The sequence below is a fragment of the Sphingomonas rustica genome (assembly GCF_039652585.1).
GTDB lineage: Bacteria > Pseudomonadota > Alphaproteobacteria > Sphingomonadales > Sphingomonadaceae > Sphingomonas > Sphingomonas rustica.
This window is the reverse complement of record NZ_JBDIZK010000010.1, coordinates 96,763-121,471: the sequence shown is the minus strand read 5'-3', so window position 1 is coordinate 121,471 and position 24,709 is coordinate 96,763. Positions and strand designations below refer to the sequence as shown.

Here is a 24,709-nt window from a genome sequence, read left to right as displayed (position 1 = left end):
GGCTCCTGGGGAGGAAAATTAGAACTTCGTGCCCGCCCGGATGCCGAACGTGGCGGGCCGGATGTAGAAGGCATAGGGCCGCTGGGTACAGGCGCCGCATGCCTGGAAGCGGCTGATCTGGGCGCGCTCGTCCCAGGCATTGTCGAGGAACGCCTCGATCGAGAACTCGCCGAACTTCACCCCCGCCGCCAGGTCGAGCGTGGTGAAGGCGGGAAGGCGGCCCAAGGCGTTGGCATAGTTCACCCGAATGTCCGACGACGCGCTGCTCTGGTGGGCCAGCACGCCCTGGACATGCACCCGGCTCGATCCCACCGGGAGTTCGTAGCGTGCGGTGATGTTGCCCTTGAACCGCGGCGTGACCGGCAGGCGCGTGCCCTTGGGCGCGGAGACCGAGTTGCCGGGATCGGCGCAGCTATAGGTGGGGTCGTCCGCCGCGCACAGATTCTGAGTGGTCTTGGCATCGGTATAGGCGCCGCCCGCGGTCAGGGTCAGGCCGTTGCGCGAATAGTTCAGGTCCGCCTCGATCCCGCGGATGCGCGCGTCGGGGCCGTTGTGGATTTCGGTGAAGCTGTTCTGCCCCAGGAACGAGAACTGGAACTTCTCCCAATTCTGCTGATAGACCGCGCCGTTGAAGCGCAGGCCCGGCGCCAGCGTCGTCTTCCACCCCAGCTCGTAATTGATGAGGAAATCCGCGGCATAGGGCGGGATGGTGCCGCGGCGGTTGATGCCGCCGGGGCGATAGCCCTTCGACCAGGTGCCATAGAGCATGATCCCCTCTGCCGGCTTAAAGGTCAGGTTGAAACGATAGAGGAAGCCGTCATCCTTGGTCGCCTTGGGCACCAGCTTGCCGTCGACGAAGGTGGCGAGATTGGTGCACGGGCTGCCCGCCACCGCCGCCGGCAACAGCGCCGCGCCGGTATCGTCGCGCACCGTCGCACCGTCTGCGGTAAAGCACCCCGCGACGCCGGTGCGGCTGCTGCCCGCGGCGTTATAGGGCGGGCCGTTCGGATCGCGGCCGAAGCCGAAAAAGCCGATCAGCGAATTGTCATAGCCATAATAACGCCCGCCAACCGTTGCGGTCAGCTGCGGCGTCAGGTCGTAGCTGAGCTCGCCGAAGCCGGCATAATCCTTGTCGACGCGGTGCTGCTGCGTCAGCCACAGCGTGCCGGGATAGCCGTTGACCGACAGCGCCGGCGAAAGGCCGGTGATGATGTAATCCTGGTGGATCGCATTGCTCTGACGCTGAAAGAAGCCGCCGCCCACGAACCGCAGCGGCGCGTCGGCGGGGGAGGCGAGCCGCAGCTCCTGGCTCATCTTCTTGAAGTGATCGGTGCCATAGACGCGCTGCCGCGGGTCGATCGTCGCGCCACTGGCGTTCTGGTAAAAGAAATAGCCGGCCAGCCCGCCGACCGAGGAATAGAGCGAGTCATATTGCTCTGCATAGTCGGTATAGTCGGTCGAGCTGGCGGTCTTGCGGTCGAGATAGGCGCCGGCATAGGTCAGGTCCCAATTGCCGATCCGCCCCTCGATCGTCAGCGCCGCCTGGACGAAGCGGTCGTCGCGATATTCGTCGAAGAAGCGCTGCGCCTTCAGGTCGCCGACCCGGGCGTCCGATCCGAAAAAGCCCTTGGCATGCGATTCCTGGTACAGGACGGTCGGCGTGACGGTCCAGTTCTCGTCCAGGTCGACCTTCAGCGCGGCGCGGCCGCCATAGCTTTCGACCGTGTTGTAATCCTTGTCGACGAACGCGTTGTTGTTGACCGTGATGCCGCCGGGGTCGGGCAGGAAGCTGCGCGTGCCCGGGACATTGTCGATGAAGCCGGCGTCGCGCTGATAGAAGCCGACGACGCGCAGCGCCGCCATCGGGCTGACCGGGACATTGACCATGCCCTCCAGCTTGCCGCCGACACCGCCCTTGGCGACCTTGTTCACCTCGCCGTCGACGCGCCCCTCGAAGCCGCTGGTGCTGGGCTTGTTGGTGATGATGCGGATCGTGCCGGCCTGGGACGAGGCGCCGTACAGCGTGCCCTGCGGTCCCGCCAGGCTCTCGATCCGGGCAATGTCATAGACATGCACGTCCAGCGTCCCGCCGATCGTCGTCACCGGCTGTTCGTCGAGATAGAAGCCGACCGAGGGGAGCGATCCCGAATGGTTGCCGTCGCCGCCCGACGCGACGCCGCGCATATAGACGGTGGTGATGCCCGGCTGCAGCGTCTGGAACGCGACCGAGGGCAACAGGGTGGAGAAATCCTCGAAATTGGTGACGTTCAGATTGTCCAGCCGGGTGGTGCCCAGTGCCTGGATGCTGATGGGCACGTTCTGGACATTCTCCTCGCGCTTCTGTGCGGTGACGATGATCTCGTCGTCGACCGGGGCGGGGGGCGGAGTCGTGTCCTGCGCAAATGCCGGTCCCGCCAGGGCAGCCGAAGTGAGCAGGGCGACAAGGGTAGCGCGGCGCGTGGTGTGATGCATCGGAACAGACTCCGGTACGAGGGCTTCGCGAGTCCGGAGGCTGTTCGCAGGCGTAACGATCGTCAATATTGTACGACCGTGCAGGTTCATTTCGCAGGTGCAGCGTGACAGATTTGCAACGCTGCGATTACGGCCGGAAGTCGGGCACCGCGGGATAGACGGTCAGCACGTCGCCAAGCGCGGTTTTCAGCGGATCGAGCCAGGGATCGAACGCCTGCCACGCCCCGGTCCCGTCTCGGAAGATCGGTTGCCGCACCTGCTCTGAACTGGCGGTGCGCACCGCGCGTTCGGTGCGGTGGAACTCGAGGCAGGCGGGTTCGAAGTCGAGCCCCAGCGCGGCGAGCAGCGCGCGGACCTGCGCCTCGGTATCCTCGACCATCGCCTCGTAGAAGACGCGGTGGACCAGCCCCGGCCGAACCGCGTCGACATGCGCCATCAGCCGCACATAGTCGCGATAATAGCGGCCCATGTCGTCCAGCGCATAGCTGAACGCCTGGCCGCGCGCGAAATGCTGCTTGAAGTTGGAGAAGCAGCAGCCGAGCGGGTGGCGGCGCGCGTCGATCACCTTCGCATTCGGCAGGATCAGGTGGAGCAGCGGCAGGTGCGCCCAGTTGTTGGGCAGCTTGTCGATGAAGAAGGGGCGATCGGTCTGGCGCTGGATCGCGGCGCGCCTGAGATATGCCTCGCCCATTTCCTTCAGCCGATCGGGCGAAAGCGCGGCGACGCCGGCGGGATAGCCGTCGATCCGCCGGGCGATGGTGGGCAGGTCGGGCAGTTCGGTCGTCCCCTCGACCAGGCTGTGGCTCGACAGGATCTGTTCGATCAGCGTCGATCCGGCACGCGGCATGCCCAGGATGAAGATCGGGTCGGGCGCGGCGCAGCCCTGGCCGGCGCGGGCGTCCATGAAGTCCCGGGTATAGAGTGCGATGCTGGCATCGACGAACGCTGCGGTCTCGTCGGCGTCATAGACGATCTTCGTCTTTCGCAGCCGGTTGCCCGCCTCGTAATGGGCGAAGGCACGCGCGGGATCGCGCCGGTCCTCGAACGCCTTGCCCAGCGCGAAGTCGAGATGGAAGCGATCCTCGTCCGACAGGTCGCCTCCCGCCAGCGCCGCCTGCATCGCCGCGATATCGGCGTCGTCGAACGTCACCGTCTTCAGATTGGCGAGGCTCCACCAGATTTCGCCGAGGTCGGGCGCGAACTCGAGTGCCGCGCGATAGGCGGCTATGCCCTCGGCCTGGCGCCCGACGGTCTTGAGCATATGGCCATAGCTCATCCACACCCTGGGCTGGTTCGGCGCGGCGTCCAGCACGTCGCGGTACAGCGCGATCGCGCCGTCGAATCCGCCCAGCCGGCCCAGTGCCGCCGCCTTCAGATTCGCATGGCCGATATTGTCCGGATCCTCCTCCAGCACCCGGTCGAGCTCGGCGATCGCCTCGTCCGCCCGGTTCATCCGGTAGAGGACCAGCGCGAGATTGGCGCGGGCGGCGGTGAAGGCGGGCGACAGCTCGATCGCGCGGCGCAGCAGCGCCTCGGCATCCTTGTACCGGCCGATCCGCCCGGCAAGCTCGGCCAGCATCCGGATCGCTGTCACGTCGAACGGGTCGGCCTTCAGATGCGCCTTCAGCAGCGGTTCGGCATCGTGCAGCCGATTGTCGTGCAGCGCCAGCGCGGCATCGATCAGCCGGGGGGGATAAAGGCGGGCGGGCAGGGGCTGCGGCGTCTGCATGATGCGCGAGTGTAACGACCGTGCCGCCGCGCGCCATCCCCGCGTGACGTGCAGCGCATTTCGTGATTGAGTGGCCGCAATCGGGGGAGAAGGCGATTGACGGTATCGAGACGCGCGCTGGGGTTCTGGACCGCGCTTGCGCTGGTCGTCGGCAACCTGATCGGGTCGGGCGTCTATCTGCTGCCCGCCAATCTCGCGCCGCTGGGCGCCAATGCGCTGCTCGGCTGGCTGGTCACGATCGCCGGCGCGATGTGCCTGGCCTTCGTGTTCGCGCGGCTCAGCGCCCGGCTTCCGCTGGCGGGCGGACCCTATGCCTATGTCAACGCGGCGTTCGGGCCGGTCGCCGGGTTCGCGGTCGCGTGGAGCTATTGGGTGATGACGTGGGCGGGCAATGCCGCGGTGGCGATCGCCGTGGTCAGCGCGCTCGGCCTGGTCTTTCCCCCGCTGATCGACACGCCGGGCCTGGCACCGATCGTCGCGCTGGCGCTCAGCTGGAGCCTGATCCTCGTCAACATCCGCGGCGTTGCCCTTGCCGGGCGGGTCCAGCTGGTGACGGCGGTGCTCAAGCTGGTGCCGCTGGCGGGCGTGATCCTGCTCGGCGGCTGGCTGACGCTGCGCGGGATCGGCGGGGGTGCGGGTACGATCGAGGTGCAGCCGCTGGCGCCCGCCGCGATCACCGCGGGCGGGATCGCGACCGCTGCGGCGCTGACCTTCTGGAGCTTCATCGGGCTGGAAAGCGCTACCATCCCCGCCGACAAGGTCGAGAATGCGGCACGAATCGTGCCACGGGTGACCATCCTCGGCGCTGGCGCGACCGGACTGGTCTATTTCCTCGTCGCCATCGCCATCGCCTTCCTGATGCCGTGGCAGGTCACGGCAGCCTCGCCGGCGCCGCTGGCAGAATTTCTCGGCCGCGAATTCGGCAGCGGGACGGGCAAGGTCATCGCGCTGTTCGCCGCGATCAGCGCGTTCGGCGCGCTGAACGGCTTCATCCTGCTGCAGGGCGAAATGCCCTGGGCGATGGCCAGGGGCGGCGTCTTTCCCGCCTGGTTCGCGAAGGAAAGCCCGCAGGGGACACCGGCCCGCGCGCATCTGGTGTCGGGCGTGCTGGTCACGCTGCTGATGGCGCTCAACTATGGCGATCGCACCGGCCAGCTCTTTTCGGACATCGCGACGATCAGCCTGGCCGCCGGCATGGTCGCCTATTTCGCCAGCGCGCTGGCGGCGATCCGCCTGCTGCCCGGCGACCGCATGCTGGCGACCTCGGCGCTGGTGTCGGCCGGTTTCGTGCTGTGGATGATCTGGGGCCTCGGCCTGCGCGCCGACCTGTGGGGCCTGGGACTGATGGCGCTGGGCCTGCCGGTGTACCTGCTGGTCCGGAGGGACGGGGCGGGGCGGAGTGCGGCGAGCCAAGGCTCGTAAGTGAGCGTTTCCGCCCCCGGATGCTGCATCCGGGGGCGGACGTGGCAGCCCCTCCACCACCCCGCTGCGCCGGGCGGTCCCCCTCCCCGAGCGAGCTCGGGGAGGATTTCAGGCGCGGCGGTGGCATCGCTAATTCCTCCCCGAGCTCGTCTCGGGGAGGGGAACCGCGCCCGGAGGGCGTGGTGGAGGGGTATGCGGTGATGGAGCCGCAGGCTCCTGGGAAGAGAGGTTGCGATCTTCTGCCGCGCGCCGTCAGAACAAAAGCCTGCACCGCGCTGAACCCGTTTGGAAACTGCAACGAGTTGCGGCTAGACGCAGTCCGGGGGCGTCCGGGGCGGGCGTTCCGACAGGGGGACATGCGGAATGGATGCGCCGGTTGAGGGCAAGGGCGAACTGACGGCCGCGGTGCGGCAGGTGAATGCGCATCTGGAGTCGTTGAGCGCGCGGTTCGTGGGGCGGCGTGCGCTGCTCGAACTGGTGATGCTGGGGCTGATCGCACGCGAACATGTCCTGCTGATCGGGCCGCCGGGGACCGGCAAGTCGGCCGCGGTGCACGCGATTGCCGATTCGATCGACGCCACCGCATTCGACTATCTGATCGGCCGCTTTACCGAGCCGTCCGAATTGTTCGGCGCGCTCGACCTGAACGCGCTGAAGGAGGGCGAAATTCGCCCGGTCACCAAGGGCATGCTGCCCGAGGCCGAGATCGCGTTCCTCGACGAAATCTTCCTGGGCTCGACGGCGATCCTCAACTCGCTGCTCAAGATCCTGAACGAGCGGACCTATCGCCGCGGCCAGTTCAGCGTGAAGACGCCGCTGCTGTCGTGCGTCGCCGCATCCAATGCCCTGCCGGACGATAGTTTGCTGGCGGCGTTTGCCGATCGCTTCCTGCTGACAATGTTCGTCGATCCGGTGGGCGACGATGCGCTGGGCGACCTGCTGCGCGCGGGATGGCGCGACGCGACATCGGGTGCGGCGCCGGTCGCGCCGCTCGACAAGGCGATGGTCGCGGCACTGCACGATGCGGTGCTGCGGATCGACATGGCCGGGGTGATCGATGCCTATGCCCATGTCGTGCGCAAGATCCGCCTGACCGGCGTGACGCTGTCCGATCGCAAGCTGGTGAAGGCGCAGAAGCTGGTCGCGGCGGCGGCGCTGTTGCGCGGGGCGCAGGTTGCCGGCCCGGAGGACCTGTGGCCGGTTACCTATCTGGTCCAGTCGCGCGACCAGCAGGAGGCCGTGCGCGAACTGCTCCACGCCGAATTGCAGCACAGCCACAACCCGGTGCTGACCGGCAGCGTCGCCAAGGCGACCTATGGCCCGACCGCCCATGCCGCCCATCTGACCGCTCAGGCGACCGCATTGCTGGAGGCGCATCCGGCTGCAGATGACGAGACGGCGCGCGAGGCATGGCTGGTGCGACTGGAGACGCTGGTCACCCGCATCGACGCCGCCTTCGCCCGAGACAAGCTGCCCGAGGCGTTGCGTGCTGCGCGAGCCAGCATCGACGCGATCCTGTCGGGTGGCGGCAAGGCGCCGCAGGGCGCGGGTGCCGAGGCGGCTGCGGAACCCGCCTGGTGCGCTGGCGCCGCACCGATCCGGTGCAGGCCGTCTCGGCACTGCTCGTCGCCGGCCCCGACGCTGCACGCCGTGTGGGCGCGGCGATGGCGGAGAAGTCGCGCCTGTTCCATACGCTGCGCGTCGCGCATGGCGAGGACTGGGCCGCGGTGTTCGGCGCGCCGCTGTTCGGCGAGGCGGAGATCGTCCTGCCACGGATCGACGGGGCGACGGCGCTGTACGAGGCGCCGCGCAGCTGGTGGATGCCGGTCGGTCTGGTGCTGGACGTGCCCGAACGGCTGCACGACCAGCTGCTGATGGGACTCGCCCAGGCCCGCGGCTTCACACCGCCGGCGATCCTGGTGCCGTCGGGGGAGGGCGACGCCGTCCACGCCTATCCGGTGGGCGGCGCGCTGTGCTTTTCCGACTCCGGGCTGGGTGAGGGGGCATGAGCACCTACGACCCCGACGGCAAGCGCACTGGTGATTCGGCTACGCCCGGAGCCGCCCCTTCGATTCCCGAGGCGGCAGACTGGGTGGCCCAGGGGTTGCGCACAAATTATGCGGGTCTGGTCAAGGCTGCCGCTCAAAAACGGGCTGCCCTGGCAGCGCCCGAGCGGCCTCCCGAACCTGCGGTGCCGATCGCCCGCCCGTCCGAACCGAACGCGGGTGACCTGGAACGCCTGCCGCCCGCCTATGCGCCATTTGCGCCTGTCCTGGAGGCGCTCTCGCTTCCGCTGCGCCAGATCATCCACGGGCTGCTCGCCGAGCTCGAAACGACTCTCGCAGCCTTCGAGGTGCGCGAGTTCGCCCAGCAGGGTGAGTTCGAGGGTCTGGGCGGGCTCACCACCCGCGGCGACATGGCGCATGTCCTTCAGAGCGAGTTGCTGCTTCGCACCGAAGCGCCGCTGGAGTTTCTGCGGCGCTTCGCCGAGTCCGAGATTCTGTACCACGCGCCGCAATATGCCGATCCCGGCACGCGCAGCCTGTACCGGGTCATGATCTCGTCCGGGCCGGGCCTGCTGGGCCATGGCCGGATCGTCGCGCTGGCGGCGTTGTTCTTCCTGGCGCGCGTGGCGCATGAGCGCGGTGCCGAGTTCCACTGGTGCTATCTGCCGCGCGAGGAGGGGGCGGACTGGTTCGATGAGGTGTCGATCCGGACGGTGATGCGCTTCCTGAAGAGCGCTTCCTATCGGGAGATGAGCGGGGACGATGTCGCCGACGCCGATGGCAGCTGGACGGGCGCGACACCCGGACGATCCGAAGACCGCGACCCGCGCCTGCTCGATTGGGTCGTCGGCGCGCAGTCATCGCTTGCCGGCGCCCGTGACGCTCAGCCTCCGGCGGTAGTCGATGCGCCCAATGCGCTGACTTTCACACTGAAGGCCCCGATCCCGGGCACGCCGCGTGCCACCGACATCAGGGTGCGGCGGGCCGGACGCGAGCGGGCGCGGCGACGGATGGTTTTCCCGGAAGACAAGATTTGCCGCTCCGCGCTGGAACAGCCTTTCGATCAGCTGAACGCGGTGGCAGATGCGCGTCCTCCGGGCGTTCGGCAGGTGCCGCCCCGCGGTGGGCAGTCCCAATATCTTGCCGTTTGCGGCAGTGTCATCTTGATCCGGACTGACTGGGGATTGCTGATCTGCGATTGGACCAAGAGATGGTTCGGTCGTTGCCGCTATGTGCCGATCGAAGCGGACGCGACGTTGGTCGGGGTGTCCGCAACAGCGCGAACCCTCCTGCTTCTGATGCACGCCCGAAATGCGCTGGCTCTCAGTCAGATCTCGTTGACCACTGATGCACCGGATGGTTTATTGCTCGGGAGAGCAACCGGGCCCGATATAAAAGATCTAGTGGGTCGGGGCCGATACGCGATCCCGCCCCTTGGAAATGACTACGATCTTATCCAGTTCTACACGGCTTCTGGACAGAGCTGGTTTATTTATCAATTAGCGGACCGACCGGGCGAGCTAGCGTTGACCATTGACGGATTAGACCTTCGCTTTGCTCAGAACCAGTATCGCGTTTTCGTCGATCGCATCACGGGCTCTCAGCGACTGGAGGTCAGAAAAAGGCGTGAGTCGAGGGCCAAACGGTTCTGGCTGCCGTCGGGGCAGACATTGCCTGCCGATGTGCTCGACTGGGCGTGGAGTCCCGACGAGTCCAGCCTGGCCTTCAGCGCTGAAGCCAATGTCTGGACCATTCCCGAACGCAAAGAGGGTGAGGCAGCAGAGATGTTGTCGGTCGCGCCGTGCGAACAGGTGCTAACCGCCCTCGTAAACGAGGGCGGCGTAATCGCCCGAATCTGGTCCGACGCGCGCTATGGCGGGAACGGGACCGTGAGAGAACTCGGCTATCTGGACGGGAGGGTCGTACATCGGGGCCCGACACTAATGCTGGGCGATGTCGGGTCGAAGATCGTCTACCTGCAATATGTCGACGGGGGATATTGGGCGGTGGTCGGTGACGATGGCGGAAGGCCCCATACGCTAATCCGCTATCGTCGGACCCAAGGTGGCGGCTATTCCACCCACCGCTTCCCGCTGGCCGAACTTCGCGCGAAGGCGGTCACGCTCGATCCGAAGCAGCTTTATGCGTGACACCAGCCACGCCGGCCGCCGGTCGGCCAGGTCGATCATGCGCGACTTTCCGGTCTTGCCCACCCTGCCGGCGGGCACCGTCTGCGATGGACTGGCATTCCTGCAGGACGGGCGCGCGGCGATCCCCGATTTGCGGCCGCTGCGGGAGGAAATCCGCGAGATCCGGACCGGGATGGTGGGGGGCGATGACGGCTGGACGGTCATGCTCATGGTGTTCGAACGACCGCTGACAATCGATCCGATGCGCTGGCCGGGGGCGCTCCCCGTGATCGGCGTGGCGCCCGCGACGCTGCGCAGCTTCGCCGACCGGCTCGACAGGGATGCGACGCCGCCATCGGGCGCGCGCAGTTTTCGCCGTCTCGAACTGCGATGGGGCGGCACGACCCATGGTGTCGCGACGGATGCGCTGACGCCGGTGTCGCTGATCTCATTGTGGGATCTGCCGCCGGTGACGATCCACGCGCAATCGCCGCGGATCGTTCGCCGCGTCATCGTGCGTGGTGACGGTGACAGCCCTGGTGATGGCGGTGACGGGACCGATCTGGCGTCGCGGGGCAGTGCGGACGGAAAAGGCCTGGCGGCCGGTACCGACGGCTCCTGCCAAAACAAGACGACCACCGGCGCAGCGAAAGTGTCGGTCGCCAGCCCGGCGATCCGATCCGACGCTGAGGATTTTCAGGATTATGTGCGTGCCCGGCTGGGCCGCGGCGGTGGTGGTGCGGGTGGCTTGCTGCGCCGGATGCGTGAGCGACTGCGCGGCTCGGCTGCGGACGATTCCGGGGACAGCGATGCGATATCACCGCAGGGGGAGAATCCGCTGGGCGCCCTGTTCGCATGGATCAAGTGGCGCACGCCGCTGGGCGATGGCCTTCGCCGCCAGTTCGGCGAGAGGCTCAGTCTCGTCGAGCGCCTGATCGCATCGGGCAAGTTCGACGAAGCGTTGCGATACGGGCTGAAGGTCGGCGGCGACAAGGATGGCGGCCGCAGCCGAATGCCGGGATCGCTGCCGCCGCCGCATGCACGGCTGGACTTCGACATTTCGCTCGGCGGCGTTTCCTACCCCATCCTCGATTCCGGCAGCTTCTGGAATTTGAGGGCGACCTATCGCGACCTGGCCGGCCGGCTCGAGCGCGAGGGGGATTTCCGGCGCGCTGCCTTCATCCGGGCGCAGCTGCTGGGCGAGCACGAGGCCGCGGTGCTGACGCTGGAGCGTGGCAAGCTCTATGCCGATGCGGCCAGGCTTCCGCTGCGCGCGCAACTCGACCCGGTGCTGGCAATCCGGATGCTGTATCTTGCGGAGGACCGCGACGCCGCATTGGCGCTGGCGCGCCGTGCCGGTTGTTTCGACGCGCTGGCCGAGGACAGTCGGGAGCGTCATCCCGATTATCACGCCTATGTCGTTCATGCCTGGACCGAAATGCTGGCAGGAACGGGCCAGTGGTTGCGCGCGCTGCAGGTCACCGACGATCTGGCGTCCCAGAGTCCCGACGATGCGCTGTTGCTTGCGCGGCGCGGCTGGCTGGAGGCGGCGATGGATCGCGCGGGTGCTCGTCCAGGGGCTGAGTTGATCGTGCGTGCATTGCTGGCGTCGGCGTCGCAGGATGTGGGCGGCGATCTTGAGCGGTTCGCCGCTTTCCCGGCCATGGCTGTGGACGAGGGTGCTGGCCCGTTCGAACTCGCGCTGTCGCACGTTCAGGCGGCGGCGCGCGACGAAGGCGATGCAGCGGCCATGCTGCTCGACTTGCTTGACGCATTGATGCGACTGGCCCTGACAAGCCATGCGGAGCAGCAGGCATTCTGGAAAGGGGTGGGGCCGGCACTGATCGACGGCATCGCCCGAGCGGCGATCTCGATCGCTTCGGGCCGGATGCAGTTGCCCGATCTGGAGGCGCTGCAGTCGCTTCTGCGCAGGGCGGATCAGCCGGTTCTGGCTTGGGATCTCGACAAGCTGCATCGCCTGACCCCGCGGCCATCGAAAGCGGAAAATCGTCATGTGCTGGAGGTCCCGGACATCAGCCGGCCAGCGGTGCGGATCGGCTGCATCCTGGCCGGCGGCGACATCCTGGCCTGGCGTGACGGAGACCTGCTCGAACTGCGCGATCGTCACGGGCGGCTGGAATGGCAGATGCGATTGCCGCTGGTCGTCGCGCTGGTGCCGATCGGATCGAGCGACGACGCGCTGGTCATCCAGTCGCGCGAGGACGAGTTCTTCGCGCTGAGCCGGATGGCGACGCGGTCGCGCACGGTGCATCCCATCGGCGCAGTTCCGCTGCTGGGTGCGCACGACCTGACGACCGACACCCAGTGGCTGGTTCAGATCGATGAGCAGGTCGGTGCGCTCGATCTGGTCAAGCTGTGCGCGCCCGAACCCGAGATCGAATATCTGTGGGCCTGCCAGCTGGGCAAGGGCGTGCGCACCCGCGCCTTTGCCCATTACGCCAAGGGCGCGGGCTGGATTACGATCGGGGTCGGCCTGCACGGGGCGGGCGTGATGGAGAAATGGCAGCTGACCGGTTCCGGCCAGCTCACCTCGCATGTCTGCCTGCCCTCGACCGACGACAGTGATCTGCGGCCGCATGACTGGTTCTGGGATCCGGGAAGCGGGATCGGGACGATCGGACCTACCGTCCGCTGGATGTCGTTCGAGGGATGGAGCGAGAAGGCGGCAGCAAAGGCCCGGCGCCTGATGGAGGCACGCGAGCGGCTGGAAATCGAGGGAATCGACAGCATCCAGCCCTGCGATCTCGGTCGGCCCTATGTCGATCACAGGCTGAGCCCGAAGCTCGACAGCTTCGACACGCGCGTGACCTTGTCCGAACTCAACGGAGATCATTACCGGCTCGACCATCCCGTTGCGCTTCCGCTGCGATGCCTGGCGCGAGCGCCGATGCCCGGTGCCATCGCCAGGGACCAGGCGGGTCCGGGCTCGAAGAAGAAGCGCAGCGCATTGCCGGGGCCCGGTGCCACTGCCTTGCTCGCCGACGATCATGGCCGGATGATCCTGGTCGATCCGGGCGGGCGCCGGGTGACGCTGATCCCATAGTCGGGAGTGGCGCAGGTTGAGATCGCGCTTTCCTCCCCGGAGCCGCAGGCTCCCGAGGAGGGTAGGATGCTTTACCCCAGCAGCCACCCCAGCATGCTGCGATCGCGCAATATCTCGTGCGCCGCATTATGGCCGGGGGCGCCGGTGACGCCGCCGCCGGGATGGGTACCGGCGCCGCACATGTAGAGGCCCTTGATCGGGCCGCGATAGTCGCCATGGCCGAGCAGCGGGCGGGCGGCCCAGAGCTGGTCGAGCGACATGTGGCCATGCATGATGTCGCCGCCGATCAGCCCGAACTTGCGCTCCAGATCGAGCGGGGAGTGGATCTGGGTGGCGATGATCGACTTGCGGAAATTGGGCGCGTGCCGGGTGACCGTGTCGATGATCGTCTCCGCAGCCTTCTCGCGCTCGTCGTCCCAGCTGCGGCCGCCGGGCAGCACCGGTGCGAATTGCTGGCAGAACAGCGAGGCGACATGCATGCCCGGCGGCGCCAGGCTGTCGTCGACGCTGGTCGGGATCTTCATCTCGACGATCGGCGCGTCCGACCAGCCCTTGGCCTTCGCGTCGGTGAACGCGCGGTCCATATAGTCGAGCGTCGGCGAGATGATGATGCCCGCGGTGTGGTGTTCGGCCACGTCCCTGCCCGGCAGGACGGCGAAGTCGGGCAGTTCGGACAGGGCGACGTTCATCCGGAAGGTGCCCGACCCGGCCTTGAAATGGTCCATCCGCCGGGCGAATTCGGGGCTCATGTCGCTGCTGTCGACCAGCTGGCGATACAGCAGCGCGGGGCCGGCGTTCGACGCGACGACGCCCGCCGCGATCTCCTCGCCGCTTTCCAGCCGCACGCCGGCGACGCGCTTGCCGTCGACCAGCACCTTGGCGACCGGCGATTCCAGGCTGATCTCGACGCCCAGGTCGCGGCAGGCCTCGGCCATATATTGGGTGATCGCGCCCATGCCGCCGACCGAATGGCCCCAGGTGCCCTTTTTCCCGTTCACCTCGCCGAAGACATGGTGGAGCAGGACATAGGCGCTGCCGGACGTGTCGGGGCTGGCATAATTTCCGACCACTGCGTCGAAGCCGAACGCGGCCTTCACGAAGTCGTTCTCGTACCAGCTGTCGAGGAAATCGCGCGCCGACTTGACGAACAGGTCCATCACGTCGCGCTGCGCCTCGATGTCCATGCCCGCCAGCTTGCGGCCCTGGCTGGCGGCGGCCAGGAGCGCGCGCACGCCGCTGCCGGCATTGGGCGGGGTCTTCAGCGACAGGTCGCGCAGCACCTCCGCCACCCGCTCCAGCGCCGCCTCGTATTTCGGGAAGGTCTCGGCATCCTTGGCGCTGAACCGGGCGAATTCGGCCTGGGTGCGCGCGGTGCCGCCGCCCAGCTTCAGATAGCCGCCGTCATGCGGCAGGAAGTTGCTGATCGTCCGCTCGATGATCCGCCAGCCGCGTTCGTGGAGCCGCATGTCGCGGATCACCTTGGGCCGCAGCAGGCTGACCGTGTAGCTGGCGGTCGAGTTGCGGAAGCCGGGATGGAATTCCTCGGTCACCGCCGCGCCGCCGACGATGTCGCGCCGCTCGAGCACGCGGACCTTCAGCCCGGCATGTGCGAGGTAGAAGGCGCAGACCAGGCCGTTATGCCCGCCGCCGATGATCAGTGCGTCGTATCGCTGCGTCATTCGTCCCCGCCCGTTCGTATCATTCTGGTTCGCGTCGCTGCCGGCGCGACGGTCAGTCGACCGCGCGCGGCCGGCGGCTCCATCCCGGCGCCGGCGGCTGGTGCAGCCGCGCCTCGGGGATCAGGCCGCGTATCTTGCGCGCGAAACTGCGCAGGCACACCTCGCTCCTGCCCAGCGGGCCGACGCTGTAGCTGCGCGAGGCCATGCCCTGCTGGATGCGGGTGATCAGCCAGGTATCCTCGGCATTGACCATCCGGTTGATCCGCCAATTGGCATAGCGGACCAGCTTCATCGTCCGGCGCTGGTCCTCCGGCAGATGGTCGTCGGGCCGGGCGAAGCTCATCTCGCGCAGCACGCAGCTGGTCGGCGTCAGCGGCAGCCACTGCATGAAGTCAATCTGGTCCGAATAGATGTCGAACGCCTGGTTCGGCCACAGCTTGTAATAAAGCCACAGCCGCTGGTTCGCCTCGGGCAGGTGATCGGCACGGGGCAGGTGGGTGCGGTACACATCCTCCCAGAAATTGCCCGATCGCTCGGTCAGATAGCCCGACATGCGATCGACCCAGGGCTGGGCCTCGACCGAATAGCTGCGCCCGAACAGCCGGGTCAGGCCGGGATGGGCGACCGGGATGTGGAGCCCGTCCGAATAATTGTCGCCGACATTCTTCCAGTTCACCGGCCGCTCGCGCCGCCGTTCGGGGGTCAGCGTGCGCATCTCTTCGAACCGATAGGGCGCGACCTCCTCGTCATAGGGCGCCATCATCTCGGCCACCGAGGGCCCGCCGCGATCCTCCAGCCGGACGAACACGAAGCCGCGCCAGATCTCGACGCCGACCGGCGCCAGGCCGTGGCTGGCGGGATCGAGGGTCGCATAGTCGGACCGAGCGGGCACGCCGCTCAGCCGTCCGTCGGGATCATAGGTCCAGGCGTGATAGGGACAGACCAGCTTCTTCGCGCAACCCGCCGGCCCCTCGACCAGCCGCATCGCACGGTGGCGGCAGACATTGGTGAAGCCGCGGATCTCGCTATCGGCGCCGCGGATCACGATCACGCTTTCGCCGACATAATCGAGCGTGTGGTAGTCGCCGGTCTTCGCCAGGTCGCCGACATGGCAGACGATCTGCCATGACGGGCGGATCACCCGCTCGATCTCCGCCTGCTGGAATTCGGCATCGCCATAGATCCAGCCGGGCAGGCTCAGATCGTCGTCGGGGTCGATGCCGGCGTCGGCGAAACGATGGGCCATGAATGCTCCGCAGCGCGTTGTTGTACGATCGTATAACAGCGGATCTGCCCTTCGACAAGCGCGCGGGGATCGGGCATGAAGCCGCCATGGCACGCAGCTTTACCCGCGCCGAACCCGACGCCCGGCGCCAGAGCCTGATCGAAGCCGCCGCGACGGTGCTTGCCGAACGCGGCGCCGCCGGGGCGTCGGTCCGCACCATCTGCGCCACCGCGGGCGTTTCGCCGGGGCTGCTGCGCCACTATTTCGACGGCATCGACGCGCTGATCGCCGAGACCTATCGCTGGGTCGATGCCCGCGTCGCGCAGGCGCTGGACGAGGCGGTGGCGGATTCCGGGCTGATGCCGCGCGCGCGGCTGGTCGCGTACGTCAATGCCAGCTTTCGCAGCCCGATCGCCGATCCGGCGCTGCTCGCGACCTGGATCGCCTTCTGGAGCCTGGCCAAGTCGAACCCGGCGATGCAGGCGCTGCACGGCGAGATCTACGCCAATTACCGCGCCGGGCTGGAGCCCCTGCTGATCGGCTGCGGCATGCCGCGGCGCGAGGTGCGGCTGGCCGCGATCGGCCTGACCGCGCTGGTCGACGGGCTGTGGCTCGAACTGTGCCTGGCGCCCGACGTGTTCACCGCGGAGGAAGCGGGCGAGATTGCGGAGCGGTGGATCTCGGCGTTGCTGGGGTAGGGTGGTCCCGCTGAGGTCGCTCAGGCGCAAGAATTTGATCTGTAAGGACAAATTCTCTCCCGGAGGAGGCCTTTGCAAAAGCGGTTGGTCTGTGATTCGATAGGGATCACAAGGAGGTTGCCGCGATGCATCGTTCGAGTGGTCAGGGTGATCTGGGTCGGGCGTGGTTGTCGCCGCAGCTTGGGCGCAACGCTCGGCTGGAGCGGATCCGGGCGGCGTTTGACTGGGGCGCGATCGAGGCGCTGGTTGCGGAGGTCTACTCGGCTCGGACCGGTCGTCCGAGCTGGCCTCCGGTGCTGATGCTCCGCGCGTTGCTGCTGCAGCAATGGTATGGTCTGTCCGACCCTGGGCTGGAGGAGGCGCTGAGCGATCGGCTATCGTTCCGCAGCTTCGTGGGTCTGGGCCTGGACGAGGGCCAGCCCGATCATTCGACGCTGAGCCGGTTTCGCAAGCGCCTGCGCGAGCTCAAGCTGGACGAGCGGCTGTTCCAGGAGGTCGAGCGCCAGTTGTCGGCACAAGGGATGCTGGTGCGCAGCGGCACGCTGCTCGATGCGACTTTGGTGGAGGCGGCGGTGCGTCGCCCGGGTGCTCCGGCCGGCTCGAGGTCGCAGGTCGATCCCGACGCCGCCTGGACCCGCAAGGGCGGCACGAAGCACTTCGGCTACAAGGCGCATCTTGGCGTGGACGAAGGCTCCGGCCTCATTCGCCGCGCCGTGCTGACCCCGGCGGTGATCAACGAGAGCCTGGTCGCCGATGCGCTGATCTGCGGGGACGAGCGCGCGGTCTATGCCGATCGCGCCTATGAGCACAAGGATCGGCGGAAACGCCTCAAGGCGGCCGGTGTGAAGGACCGGATCATGCATCGCAGCCACAAGAACCAGCCGCGGCTGCCGCACTGGCAGGCCGTGCGCAACCGGCTGATCAGCCCCATCCGGTCTGCCGTCGAACGGGTCTTTGGCACCCTGAAACGTGGCTATGGCTATCGGCATGTGCGCTACCGCGGGCTCGACGCCAACTGGCTCCACCTCAGGCTGCTGTGCATCGCCTTCAACATGCGCAAAGCGACCTCTGCCGTCTGATCAAGCGCCGACAACGCGGATCGCAGCCGAAGCCAGGGATCAGGCGGCTGCGGTTGAGCAAACGCAGGCCCTCATTTGCCAGTAACCCCTCGTGGGCCAACGTCTCGGCCCCCCTCCAATCACCGCCCGGACCTTACGCAAAAGCCTCCTCCGGGAGAGGATTTAAGATACTGATATAGTGATGTTTTCGAAGGGGTGCGGTACTCTCGCACCCCGCACCCTCACTTTGCCAGTTCGGTCAGCACCGTCTTGTAGAACACGATCGACGGCGCGATCTCGCTGATCGGGGTGCGCTCGTTCAGGCCGTGGGCGAAGGAATCGCTGCCCTTCATGAAGATCGGGCTGATGCCGTAGCTGGGCACGCCGCGCGCGCGGAAGTGCATCGAATCGGTGGCACCGGCCGACATCACCGGCACGATCGGCACGCCGGGGAAGCGGGCATGGACCGCCCTGGTCACCAGCTTCATCAGGTCGGGGCGCAGCGGTGATGCGTCGCTGGCGACCGATCCGCTGTCGAGCTCGCGGATCTTCAGCTCGGGATCGCCGGTCACCTGGGTCAGCGTCGCCTGGACGTCGGACACCTTCACGCCGGGAAAGATGCGGCAATTGACGTTCGCCGTCGCGCGCTGGGGCAGGGCGTTGGCGGCATGGCCGGCATTGACCATCGTCGCGACGCAGGTCGTGCCGGTCTGGCCGACATAGCCCGGATCGGCGCGCAGCACCGCCAGCGCCTCCTTGTCCTGGGGGTTCGCGACGAAGCGGCGCATCGCATCGGCGATCTTCGGCTCGGCATTGGCGGCCGCGGCGGTGAAGCTGGCGCGGGTCACGTCGTTGATCTGGGCAGGGAACTGATAGGCGGCCAGCTTGTCCAGCGCGCGCGCCAGCGAATAGATCGCGTTGCTCTTGCGCGGGGCCGAGCTGTGGCCGCCGGGATTGGTCACGCTCAGCTCGAAATCGGCATAGGTCTTTTCCGCGCCCTGCACGCCGAACACGATCGGCTTGCCCGCCTCGTCCAGCTCGCCGCCGCCGCCGTCGATGTTCAGCAGCAGTTCGGCGTCGTGATAGTCCGCGGCCATCAGCGCGGTGGTCTTCATGCTGGTCTCCTCGTCGCCGGAGAACAGCAGGATGATGTCGCGGCCGGGCTTGAACCCCTCGCGCTTCAGCTGGACGAAAGTCGCGACCATCGTCGACATGTCGTACTTCATGTCGCTGGCGCCGCGGCCCCAGATATAGCCCTTCTCGACCACCGCGGTGAACGGGTCCCGCGTCCAGTCGGCGGGCTTGGCCTCGACCACGTCCATATGGCCGGAGATCAGGATCGGCTTGGCGCCGTTCTTCGCCTTACCGGTGCCGCGATAGCGCGCGACCAGATAGGCGGTGTCGTCGACCCGCTCGACCTTGATGTCGTCGGCCGGGAAGCCCGCCTCGACCAGCACGCCCTTCAGATAGGTGGCATAGTCGAACGTCTGGTTGCCGGGGCCCGCGACGGTGCGAAAGCCGATGCCGCGCTTCAGCAGCTCGAGCGCCTGCGCCTCGGCCTGCGGATTGGGGCCGGCGCCCTGGGCGTGGGCAGCAGTGACGCCGCCCGCCGCGATCGTCACCGCCAGCAAAGCCGCAAACCCACGACGCACCATCACTTGTCTCCCTGTTGTACAGGCGTAAAGTTATGCGGAGGCTGTGGGGGAATGGCAATGCGCCTTGTGGTTCGGTGGCTCGTCCTGTGCATCTGGCTGGCGGTCGCGCTTCCCGCTGCCGCGCAGCAGGAGGCGAGGCAGGTCCGCTATGTCCGTGCCGGCCAGCTGCTCGACGTGATCGCCGGGCGGATGCTCACCGACCAGCTGATCCGGATCGAGGGGGATCGCATCGCCGCGGTCGGCCCGTGGCGCGGCGCTCCCGCCGACGGCCCGGTCGAGGACTGGTCGGGCTATACCGTGCTGCCCGGGCTGATCGACATGCACACGCACCTGGCGGATTTCGAGGGGTTCGAGCCCGGCACCGTGCTGATGCGATCGGCGGCGGAGACGGCGTTCGTCGGCGCGCGCAATGCCGGGCTGACGCTGCGCGCGGGCTTCACCACCGTCCATGATGTCGGCTGCTATCGCGGGCTGACCGACGTCGCGCTGCGCGACGCGATCGATGCCGGATGGGTCCAGGGGCCGCGGATGAACGTGGTCGGCGCGTACATCACCGTGCCGGGCGGCGGCGGCGAGGTGACCGGCTTCGCGACCGACGTGCAGATCCCGGCCGACTTCCGGATGGGCGTGGTGCGCAACCCCGAGGAAGTGCGCGAGCGGGTGCGGTTCCTGTTCCAGCACCGGGTCGACTCGATCAAGCTGATCGCATCGGGCGCGGTGCTGGCGATGGGCGGCGAGCCCGGCCGGCTGGAACTGTCCGAGGACGAGATGCGCGCCGCGGTGGCCGAGGCGGCGGAGAATGGCGGATACGTCACTGCCCATGCGCACGGCGCCGCCGCGATCAAGGCGGCGATCCGCGCCGGGGTGCGGTCGATCGAGCACGCCTCGCTGATCGATGCCGAGGGGATCGCGATGGCGAAGGCGCGCGGCGTCTGGCTGGTGATGGACATCTATAATGGCGACTGGATCGAGAGCGAGGGCCGCGCCAAGGGCTGGCCCGCCGAATATCTGCGCAAGAACCGCGAGACCACCGACACCCAGCGCGCCGGCTTCGCCGCGGCGGTGAGGGCGGGGGTGAAGATCGCCTATGGCACCGACGCCGGCGTCTATCCGCACGGCCAGAATGCGCGCCAGTTCGCATACATGGTCCGCCACGGCATGACCCCGCTCCAGGCGATCCGCGCCGCGACGACCGTCGCCGCCGAACTGCTGCGCCGCGAAGCCGATATCGGCGCGGTCGCCCCCGGCCGCTATGCCGACATGATCGCGGTGAAGGGCGACCCGCTGACCGACATCCGCGTGCTGGAGCATGTCGCGGTGGTGATGAAGGGCGGGGCGGTGGTGCGATGAGCTTTGCCGGTTGACCGGACGCCCCCGCCTGGCATATCCGGCGCTGCACGCGGGTGTAGCTCAATGGTAGAGCAGAAGCTTCCCAAGCTTACGACGAGGGTTCGATTCCCTTCACCCGCTCCATTTTCTAGATGCTGAAAACATGGGAATTTCCCAAATTTTTTGCCTGTGATAGGTACTGTGCAAAATTTTGGTTTGGTTTCGATTGGTCCAGCAGTCGGCAGAATCAAAGCGGCTGCCAAGCGCAGATGGTGCGCTACCCAATTAGGGCCATTTCTCGTAAAAACCTCGACGGCTCCTTGTTCCAGCCGAACACACGCTGGGAGTAGGTCATCGTGAGCGAGTCTTCGGTGCGCGTAATAGCCACAAAGCAATTGCGGCGTTCTTCCTGCATTTCTCTGCTGTCGGGCCCTTTCTTAACCGCCGCCCAGCTCGGTAACTGATCCTCGACCATCGCCATCAAATAGACATGGCCAAACTCCATGCCCTTAGAAGCGTGAATGGTGAAACAGGGAACAGAGCCCTTGGCAGGTGCGGGAGCTTTGGACCTCATATCTAGCTCTTGAAGTAACACGTTGAGCGTAACATTTTCGCTGCCGAACTGGCCTTCGATCTCGGCAGTTAGATCGGACCACGTTAATTTCTCATCGACGTACTCTGCAAACGGATTGTCTGTCCCATATGAAGAATCTTGCAGCAACTCCGCCCAACTGAATGTGGCTTGCATAAAAGACCGGAATTCCAACTTATCGGTCAAAGGCGGAATAGAATCTCTGATGAAAGCAGCCGTGTTGTTTCCAATTTCTCCACGGCTCAGCGCAATATGCGCAAATGCGCGGAGCGCATTGCCGTCAAATGCTTCCGACGCCGAGCTAACGTTGGCTGGATCAATTTGAAGACCTTCCAGTGCGTAAAAGGCCTTTGATAGCCTCCGCGCCTGCTCTCGATCTTGCGGGTTATTGGCGAGACGCAGTGCGGCATGCAGAAAACGCATGGGCGCACTCACGAACTCGTCTTTCCGCATGGCCAGATATGCGGGTACGCCTTGCGCCGTTAGGCGCTCAAGGGCACTTTCAAGCGCTTTGCGAGTGCGGGCCAAAACAACGCACCGGCCACGTTCCTTCTCGTCCCGCGCGGCTATATCGGCTGCCACCCAAGCCGCCTCTTGATCAAAGGTGCCAAACCGGTGGACGCGAACGGCATCTCCATCCGAGACCGGCTTCAACGCCTGCAGGTTCTGCTTTTCCGCTGACCGTGCGGAATTGTGCGCGATGAGCTTGTTGGCGATCTCGATCACAGCTGGAGGGCAACGGTAATTCGCGGGCAGCTGGATCAAACCCATTCCAAAATCGGTTCTAAGCTTTGTGAGGCGCTCAGGACTAGCCCCGTTCCATTGGTAGATGATCTGGTCATCATCAGCGACAACGAACAGGTTTTTTCGCTCTTGATCGACTAGATGGGTAAGCAAATGATATTGGGATAAGTTTGTGTCCTGAAACTCATCAACACAGACGAACTTGTAAACTCGCCGAATCTGCTTGCAAACCGCAGGTTTCTCGCGGAAAATTCTAACTGACTCAGCAATTAGTGCGGGAAAATCCAAGCTATTGGAAGCGACTAGGTGAGCACGATATGCTCTGTAAATCGCCTGAATGGGCTCTTGTTGATTTTCAGGCAATGTCATCACCATGCGCGAAACAGAGCCCGCCGACACGTCGTTTTCCAGCATGCGATTAATCAGCGGAAGCAAACGCTCGCCGGTAAGATGCATAGTGTCGTTGTCAAATTGGGATTTTTCGATTACTTCATCAAGAAAAGCGATGCGTTCGCCTTCCTGAGTAATGATGGTAAAATCTGGTTTTAGTCCGATTAAATGACCATGCTGTCTAAGTAAATCACCTGCAAAAGAATGAAATGTGGTCAGCAGCGCCCTGTTTCCAGAGCCGGGTACCAATGCTTCGATTCTCTGTCGCATCTCGGCAGCGGCCTTGTTCGTGAAGGTCAGCGCAATAATACGAAAATGCTCTGAAGCCGATTCTTCGATTATCCGCGCAATTCGGCTTGTCAAAACCTTTGTTTTTCCAGAACCTGGCCCAGCAAGCACAAGCAAGGGGCCCTCTTGCCATTTGACGGCCTCCAGCTGGCGGTCATTTAGCGTTGACAAATCAATCATTAATCACCTTCCCCGGTCTTCGCAACGGTCAGCTCGATAACCTCACGAAGATATTGTGGCACGCCTCGCGACGAAGGCTTTTCCATTTCCTCGATAACACCGGCGACGCGCGCTGGTTTTCCTTTCTTAGGTTGCAGCTTGGTCACGACGTGCTTCCAGTAATTGTCCGTTCCCACTGGATCACTGATCGGATACAGCGCCTGCAATTGGGCCGAGACCGTCGCGAGGTACATGTGTCCATAGCCATGGATCGACAAATATGTTTCAATGTCCCATGCGGGGATCTGTCGGATATGGTCAGCGCCATGGCGCCCGTTTAGAAGGCCTTGGGCGGCAGCGGCATAACCATTTCCTGAACCATCAGCGTCCGCAACCACTATCCAGTGAATGCCGAACTGGTCGGCGAGGCGAATGAATGGCTCGACCCCGATCTCGGTGAACTTGAAGCAGCACACCCCAATTCCGAAAAGGTCTACACCGAGAATGCGAGCGGTTTCCTGAAAAACGGTTTCGTCAGTTTCGCCCTCCACGAGAAGCCACACTTTAGCAAAAAGGAAGCCTCCACGATGGCGACGAACGTGATGGTCGAGTCTGCGTAAGTCTTCGTTGCCTATTGCGCCATCCGTCAGTTGAAATACTTTGACTTCATCCCCCACTCTGCGGAGACGGCGCAGAGATTTGAGGGATACTGACGAAAGTAAGTCGCCCGAGTGGGTGGAAATGAGCTTTTGGCCAACAAAATTGCTGAGCATTTGCCCAACTGCACGCACTGCTGCGGGGTGCAAATGTGCTTCCGGCTCTTCTAGTGTTAGGATCGGCACGGCGCCCTCGCCAAACTCACCGATAAGTTGGGCATCGAGAAACGCATCGAAAAGGCAAATGACGGCGAGGCTTTGTGTGCCTTCCCCATGCTGTGATAGGGGCAGGGCCGCTCCGGTTTTGCCGGACAGCATGACTTGCGTTTTGGCCAGGATGTCAAACACGCGGTTGGGCAAAGCTTCGATACGCACCGGATCAGCTCCGCCGCCAAGCGGCACCATCTTTCCAGAGTTTGCCAACCTTGTTTTTACTGACTCAAAACCCGTGTGCGCGTCCAGTACTTGCTGGTTCAGGTTTGCAATGTCCTGCTCAATTTGCGCGCGAACCGCGGGGTCAATTTTCAATGCTTTGACGAAAGGTCCCCAAAACGGTGCTCCAGCACGAAACTCTCGCCCCGCATCCCGCAAAGCGGCGAGATAAAAGGCGGGGATAATCTGTTGTAACTTGCGCAGTGCGTTTGGATTGGATGGGTAGGGATTTCCTGCCGGATCAAGGAAATCGGACGTCGTTACAAATGAGTTCGCTGCGTCATCAAATGAACCGGTGACACGAAGCGTAACTACTTGGAGTCCATCCGCCGTAACGCCGACCACTTTGTCGAGCTGCTGAACCTTCTCGTCCGGCCATTCGGCTTCCATCGTTTCCGAAAATTTAACGGTGATCTGGATGGGCGGCGCGTCTGTTGGCTGCATCGCTCCATCAAGATGAAAATCATATTCTGAAAAGATGCCGCCTTTGCGACCAAAGGCTCTGCTAAGGACACAGTGGATCGCCGCCATAATGGTGGACTTACCAGTGTTATTAGAACCGAAGATTACGGTTGTCTCATCAAGATGCAGCGATAGGCTTTTAATTCCTCTAAAATTCTCAATGTCTAGCTGCCGGATAATCACGCTCTTGCCCTCCCGCGGACATCGTTGCGCACCTGCACAGTCCGTCCCAAATCTGGTTGCGAAAGCAGGCCGCTTACCCGTCGATCATATCTGCCCGGTTCCGCGGCGGGATCGGAAATGATGCGCTCGACACGTGCCACCGCGAAATGGCTGCGCGTGCTCGTGACCTTGCGCGGCCCATAACAGGCGACCCATCCAACAAACTGCGATGCGTGCCCAAGGTATTGCGGCGGGAACTGATAGCGCTCGGCCGGAATGTCATCATAGATTGAGTCCGAGCGGTGGATGAAGACGCCGTAGGCCATGGCGCATGATAGCCTGCGCGGGCTGGCACGCT

The 24,709-nt window shown here is 65.1% G+C and carries 16 protein-coding genes and 1 tRNA gene; 9 read left to right on the top strand and 8 right to left on the bottom strand.

Annotation, left to right across the window (positions count from 1 at the left end; all coding sequences use genetic code 11):
- Positions 1-18: 18 nt before the first annotated feature.
- On the bottom strand, positions 19-2,472 hold the full coding sequence (locus TPR58_RS16505) for a TonB-dependent receptor (RefSeq protein WP_346247822.1): 2,454 nt from the start codon (positions 2,470-2,472) through the stop codon (positions 19-21).
- Between the two features lie 127 nt (positions 2,473-2,599).
- A complete protein-coding gene (locus TPR58_RS16500; protein ID WP_346247821.1) occupies positions 2,600-4,201 on the bottom strand; it encodes a tetratricopeptide repeat-containing sulfotransferase family protein in 1,602 nt (533 codons plus the stop codon).
- A 96-nt stretch (positions 4,202-4,297) separates the two neighbouring features.
- On the opposite strand from TPR58_RS16500, the gene TPR58_RS16495 reads away from it, so the two are divergent.
- The 5 genes from TPR58_RS16495 to TPR58_RS16475 all read left to right on the top strand — a co-directional run bounded on the left by TPR58_RS16495 (position 4,298) and on the right by TPR58_RS16475 (position 12,822).
- Positions 4,298-5,623, top strand: coding sequence for an APC family permease (locus TPR58_RS16495; RefSeq protein ID WP_346247820.1), 1,326 nt, complete (start codon positions 4,298-4,300; stop codon positions 5,621-5,623).
- A 363-nt stretch (positions 5,624-5,986) separates the two neighbouring features.
- A complete protein-coding gene (locus tag TPR58_RS16490; RefSeq protein ID WP_346247819.1) occupies positions 5,987-7,498 on the top strand; it encodes an AAA family ATPase in 1,512 nt (503 codons plus the stop codon).
- Positions 7,444-7,632, top strand: a complete 189-nt coding sequence (locus TPR58_RS16485; RefSeq protein WP_346247818.1) for a hypothetical protein — start codon at positions 7,444-7,446, stop codon at positions 7,630-7,632. Before TPR58_RS16490 ends, TPR58_RS16485 begins: the two co-directional genes overlap by 55 nt.
- Positions 7,629-9,779 carry a hypothetical protein gene (locus tag TPR58_RS16480; protein WP_346247817.1) on the top strand — a complete coding sequence of 717 codons (2,151 nt, stop codon included), beginning with the start codon at positions 7,629-7,631 and terminating at the stop codon, positions 9,777-9,779. The genes TPR58_RS16485 and TPR58_RS16480 overlap by 4 nt, the downstream gene beginning before the upstream one ends.
- Complete coding sequence (locus TPR58_RS16475) at positions 9,772-12,822, top strand: hypothetical protein (protein WP_346247816.1); 3,051 nt, start codon at positions 9,772-9,774, stop codon at positions 12,820-12,822. Before TPR58_RS16480 ends, TPR58_RS16475 begins: the two co-directional genes overlap by 8 nt.
- A gap of 71 nt (positions 12,823-12,893) precedes the next feature.
- Here TPR58_RS16475 and TPR58_RS16470 read toward each other — a convergent pair whose 3' ends face one another.
- Entirely contained in the window at positions 12,894-14,501 is a 1,608-nt protein-coding gene (locus TPR58_RS16470) for a phytoene desaturase family protein (protein ID WP_346247815.1), read from the bottom strand.
- A gap of 52 nt (positions 14,502-14,553) precedes the next feature.
- Positions 14,554-15,747 (bottom strand): aromatic ring-hydroxylating oxygenase subunit alpha, encoded by a 1,194-nt coding sequence (locus tag TPR58_RS16465; RefSeq protein ID WP_346247814.1) that lies wholly within the window; start codon positions 15,745-15,747, stop codon positions 14,554-14,556.
- A gap of 86 nt (positions 15,748-15,833) precedes the next feature.
- Between TPR58_RS16465 and TPR58_RS16460 the strand changes: the two genes are divergently transcribed.
- Positions 15,834-16,424, top strand: coding sequence for a TetR family transcriptional regulator C-terminal domain-containing protein (locus tag TPR58_RS16460; RefSeq protein WP_346247935.1), 591 nt, complete (start codon positions 15,834-15,836; stop codon positions 16,422-16,424).
- Between the two features lie 125 nt (positions 16,425-16,549).
- Positions 16,550-17,503: an IS5 family transposase gene (locus tag TPR58_RS16455; protein WP_346247813.1), complete on the top strand. Its 954-nt coding sequence runs from the start codon at positions 16,550-16,552 to the stop codon at positions 17,501-17,503.
- A gap of 221 nt (positions 17,504-17,724) precedes the next feature.
- On the opposite strand, the gene TPR58_RS16450 is transcribed toward TPR58_RS16455, so the two are convergent.
- On the bottom strand, positions 17,725-19,137 hold the full coding sequence (locus tag TPR58_RS16450; protein ID WP_346247812.1) for a M20/M25/M40 family metallo-hydrolase: 1,413 nt from the start codon (positions 19,135-19,137) through the stop codon (positions 17,725-17,727).
- A 57-nt stretch (positions 19,138-19,194) separates the two neighbouring features.
- Between TPR58_RS16450 and TPR58_RS16445 the strand changes: the two genes are divergently transcribed.
- Both TPR58_RS16445 and TPR58_RS16440 read left to right on the top strand, forming a co-directional pair.
- A complete protein-coding gene (locus tag TPR58_RS16445) occupies positions 19,195-20,487 on the top strand; it encodes a Xaa-Pro dipeptidase (RefSeq protein WP_346247933.1) in 1,293 nt (430 codons plus the stop codon).
- A 49-nt stretch (positions 20,488-20,536) separates the two neighbouring features.
- Positions 20,537-20,610 (top strand) — tRNA-Gly (locus TPR58_RS16440).
- A gap of 133 nt (positions 20,611-20,743) precedes the next feature.
- Here the strand turns inward: TPR58_RS16440 and TPR58_RS16435 are convergent.
- The 3 genes from TPR58_RS16435 to TPR58_RS16425 are packed head-to-tail and all read right to left on the bottom strand — an operon-like array spanning position 20,744 to position 24,677.
- Entirely contained in the window at positions 20,744-22,660 is a 1,917-nt protein-coding gene (locus TPR58_RS16435; RefSeq protein WP_346247811.1) for an ATP-dependent helicase, read from the bottom strand.
- Positions 22,660-24,372, bottom strand: coding sequence for an ATP-dependent nuclease (locus TPR58_RS16430; protein ID WP_346247810.1), 1,713 nt, complete (start codon positions 24,370-24,372; stop codon positions 22,660-22,662). The genes TPR58_RS16435 and TPR58_RS16430 overlap by 1 nt, the downstream gene beginning before the upstream one ends.
- Positions 24,369-24,677 carry a hypothetical protein gene (locus TPR58_RS16425; RefSeq protein ID WP_346247809.1) on the bottom strand — a complete coding sequence of 103 codons (309 nt, stop codon included), beginning with the start codon at positions 24,675-24,677 and terminating at the stop codon, positions 24,369-24,371. Before TPR58_RS16425 ends, TPR58_RS16430 begins: the two co-directional genes overlap by 4 nt.
- Positions 24,678-24,709: the final 32 nt, after the last annotated feature.

Coding starts and splice junctions, on each gene's coding strand:
- TPR58_RS16505 (WP_346247822.1), bottom strand. CDS start 2,472: ATGCATCACACCACGCGCCGCGCTACCCTTGTCGCCCTGCTCACTTCG.
- TPR58_RS16500 (WP_346247821.1), bottom strand. CDS start 4,201: ATGCAGACGCCGCAGCCCCTGCCCGCCCGCCTTTATCCCCCCCGGCTG.
- TPR58_RS16490 (WP_346247819.1), top strand. CDS start 5,987: ATGGATGCGCCGGTTGAGGGCAAGGGCGAACTGACGGCCGCGGTGCGG.
- TPR58_RS16485 (WP_346247818.1), top strand. CDS start 7,444: ATGCCGGTCGGTCTGGTGCTGGACGTGCCCGAACGGCTGCACGACCAG.
- TPR58_RS16480 (WP_346247817.1), top strand. CDS start 7,629: ATGAGCACCTACGACCCCGACGGCAAGCGCACTGGTGATTCGGCTACG.
- TPR58_RS16475 (WP_346247816.1), top strand. CDS start 9,772: ATGCGTGACACCAGCCACGCCGGCCGCCGGTCGGCCAGGTCGATCATG.
- TPR58_RS16470 (WP_346247815.1), bottom strand. CDS start 14,501: ATGACGCAGCGATACGACGCACTGATCATCGGCGGCGGGCATAACGGC.
- TPR58_RS16465 (WP_346247814.1), bottom strand. CDS start 15,747: ATGGCCCATCGTTTCGCCGACGCCGGCATCGACCCCGACGACGATCTG.
- TPR58_RS16460 (WP_346247935.1), top strand. CDS start 15,834: ATGGCACGCAGCTTTACCCGCGCCGAACCCGACGCCCGGCGCCAGAGC.
- TPR58_RS16455 (WP_346247813.1), top strand. CDS start 16,550: ATGCATCGTTCGAGTGGTCAGGGTGATCTGGGTCGGGCGTGGTTGTCG.
- TPR58_RS16450 (WP_346247812.1), bottom strand. CDS start 19,137: ATGGTGCGTCGTGGGTTTGCGGCTTTGCTGGCGGTGACGATCGCGGCG.
- TPR58_RS16445 (WP_346247933.1), top strand. CDS start 19,195: ATGCGCCTTGTGGTTCGGTGGCTCGTCCTGTGCATCTGGCTGGCGGTC.
- TPR58_RS16435 (WP_346247811.1), bottom strand. CDS start 22,660: ATGATTGATTTGTCAACGCTAAATGACCGCCAGCTGGAGGCCGTCAAA.
- TPR58_RS16425 (WP_346247809.1), bottom strand. CDS start 24,677: ATGGCCTACGGCGTCTTCATCCACCGCTCGGACTCAATCTATGATGAC.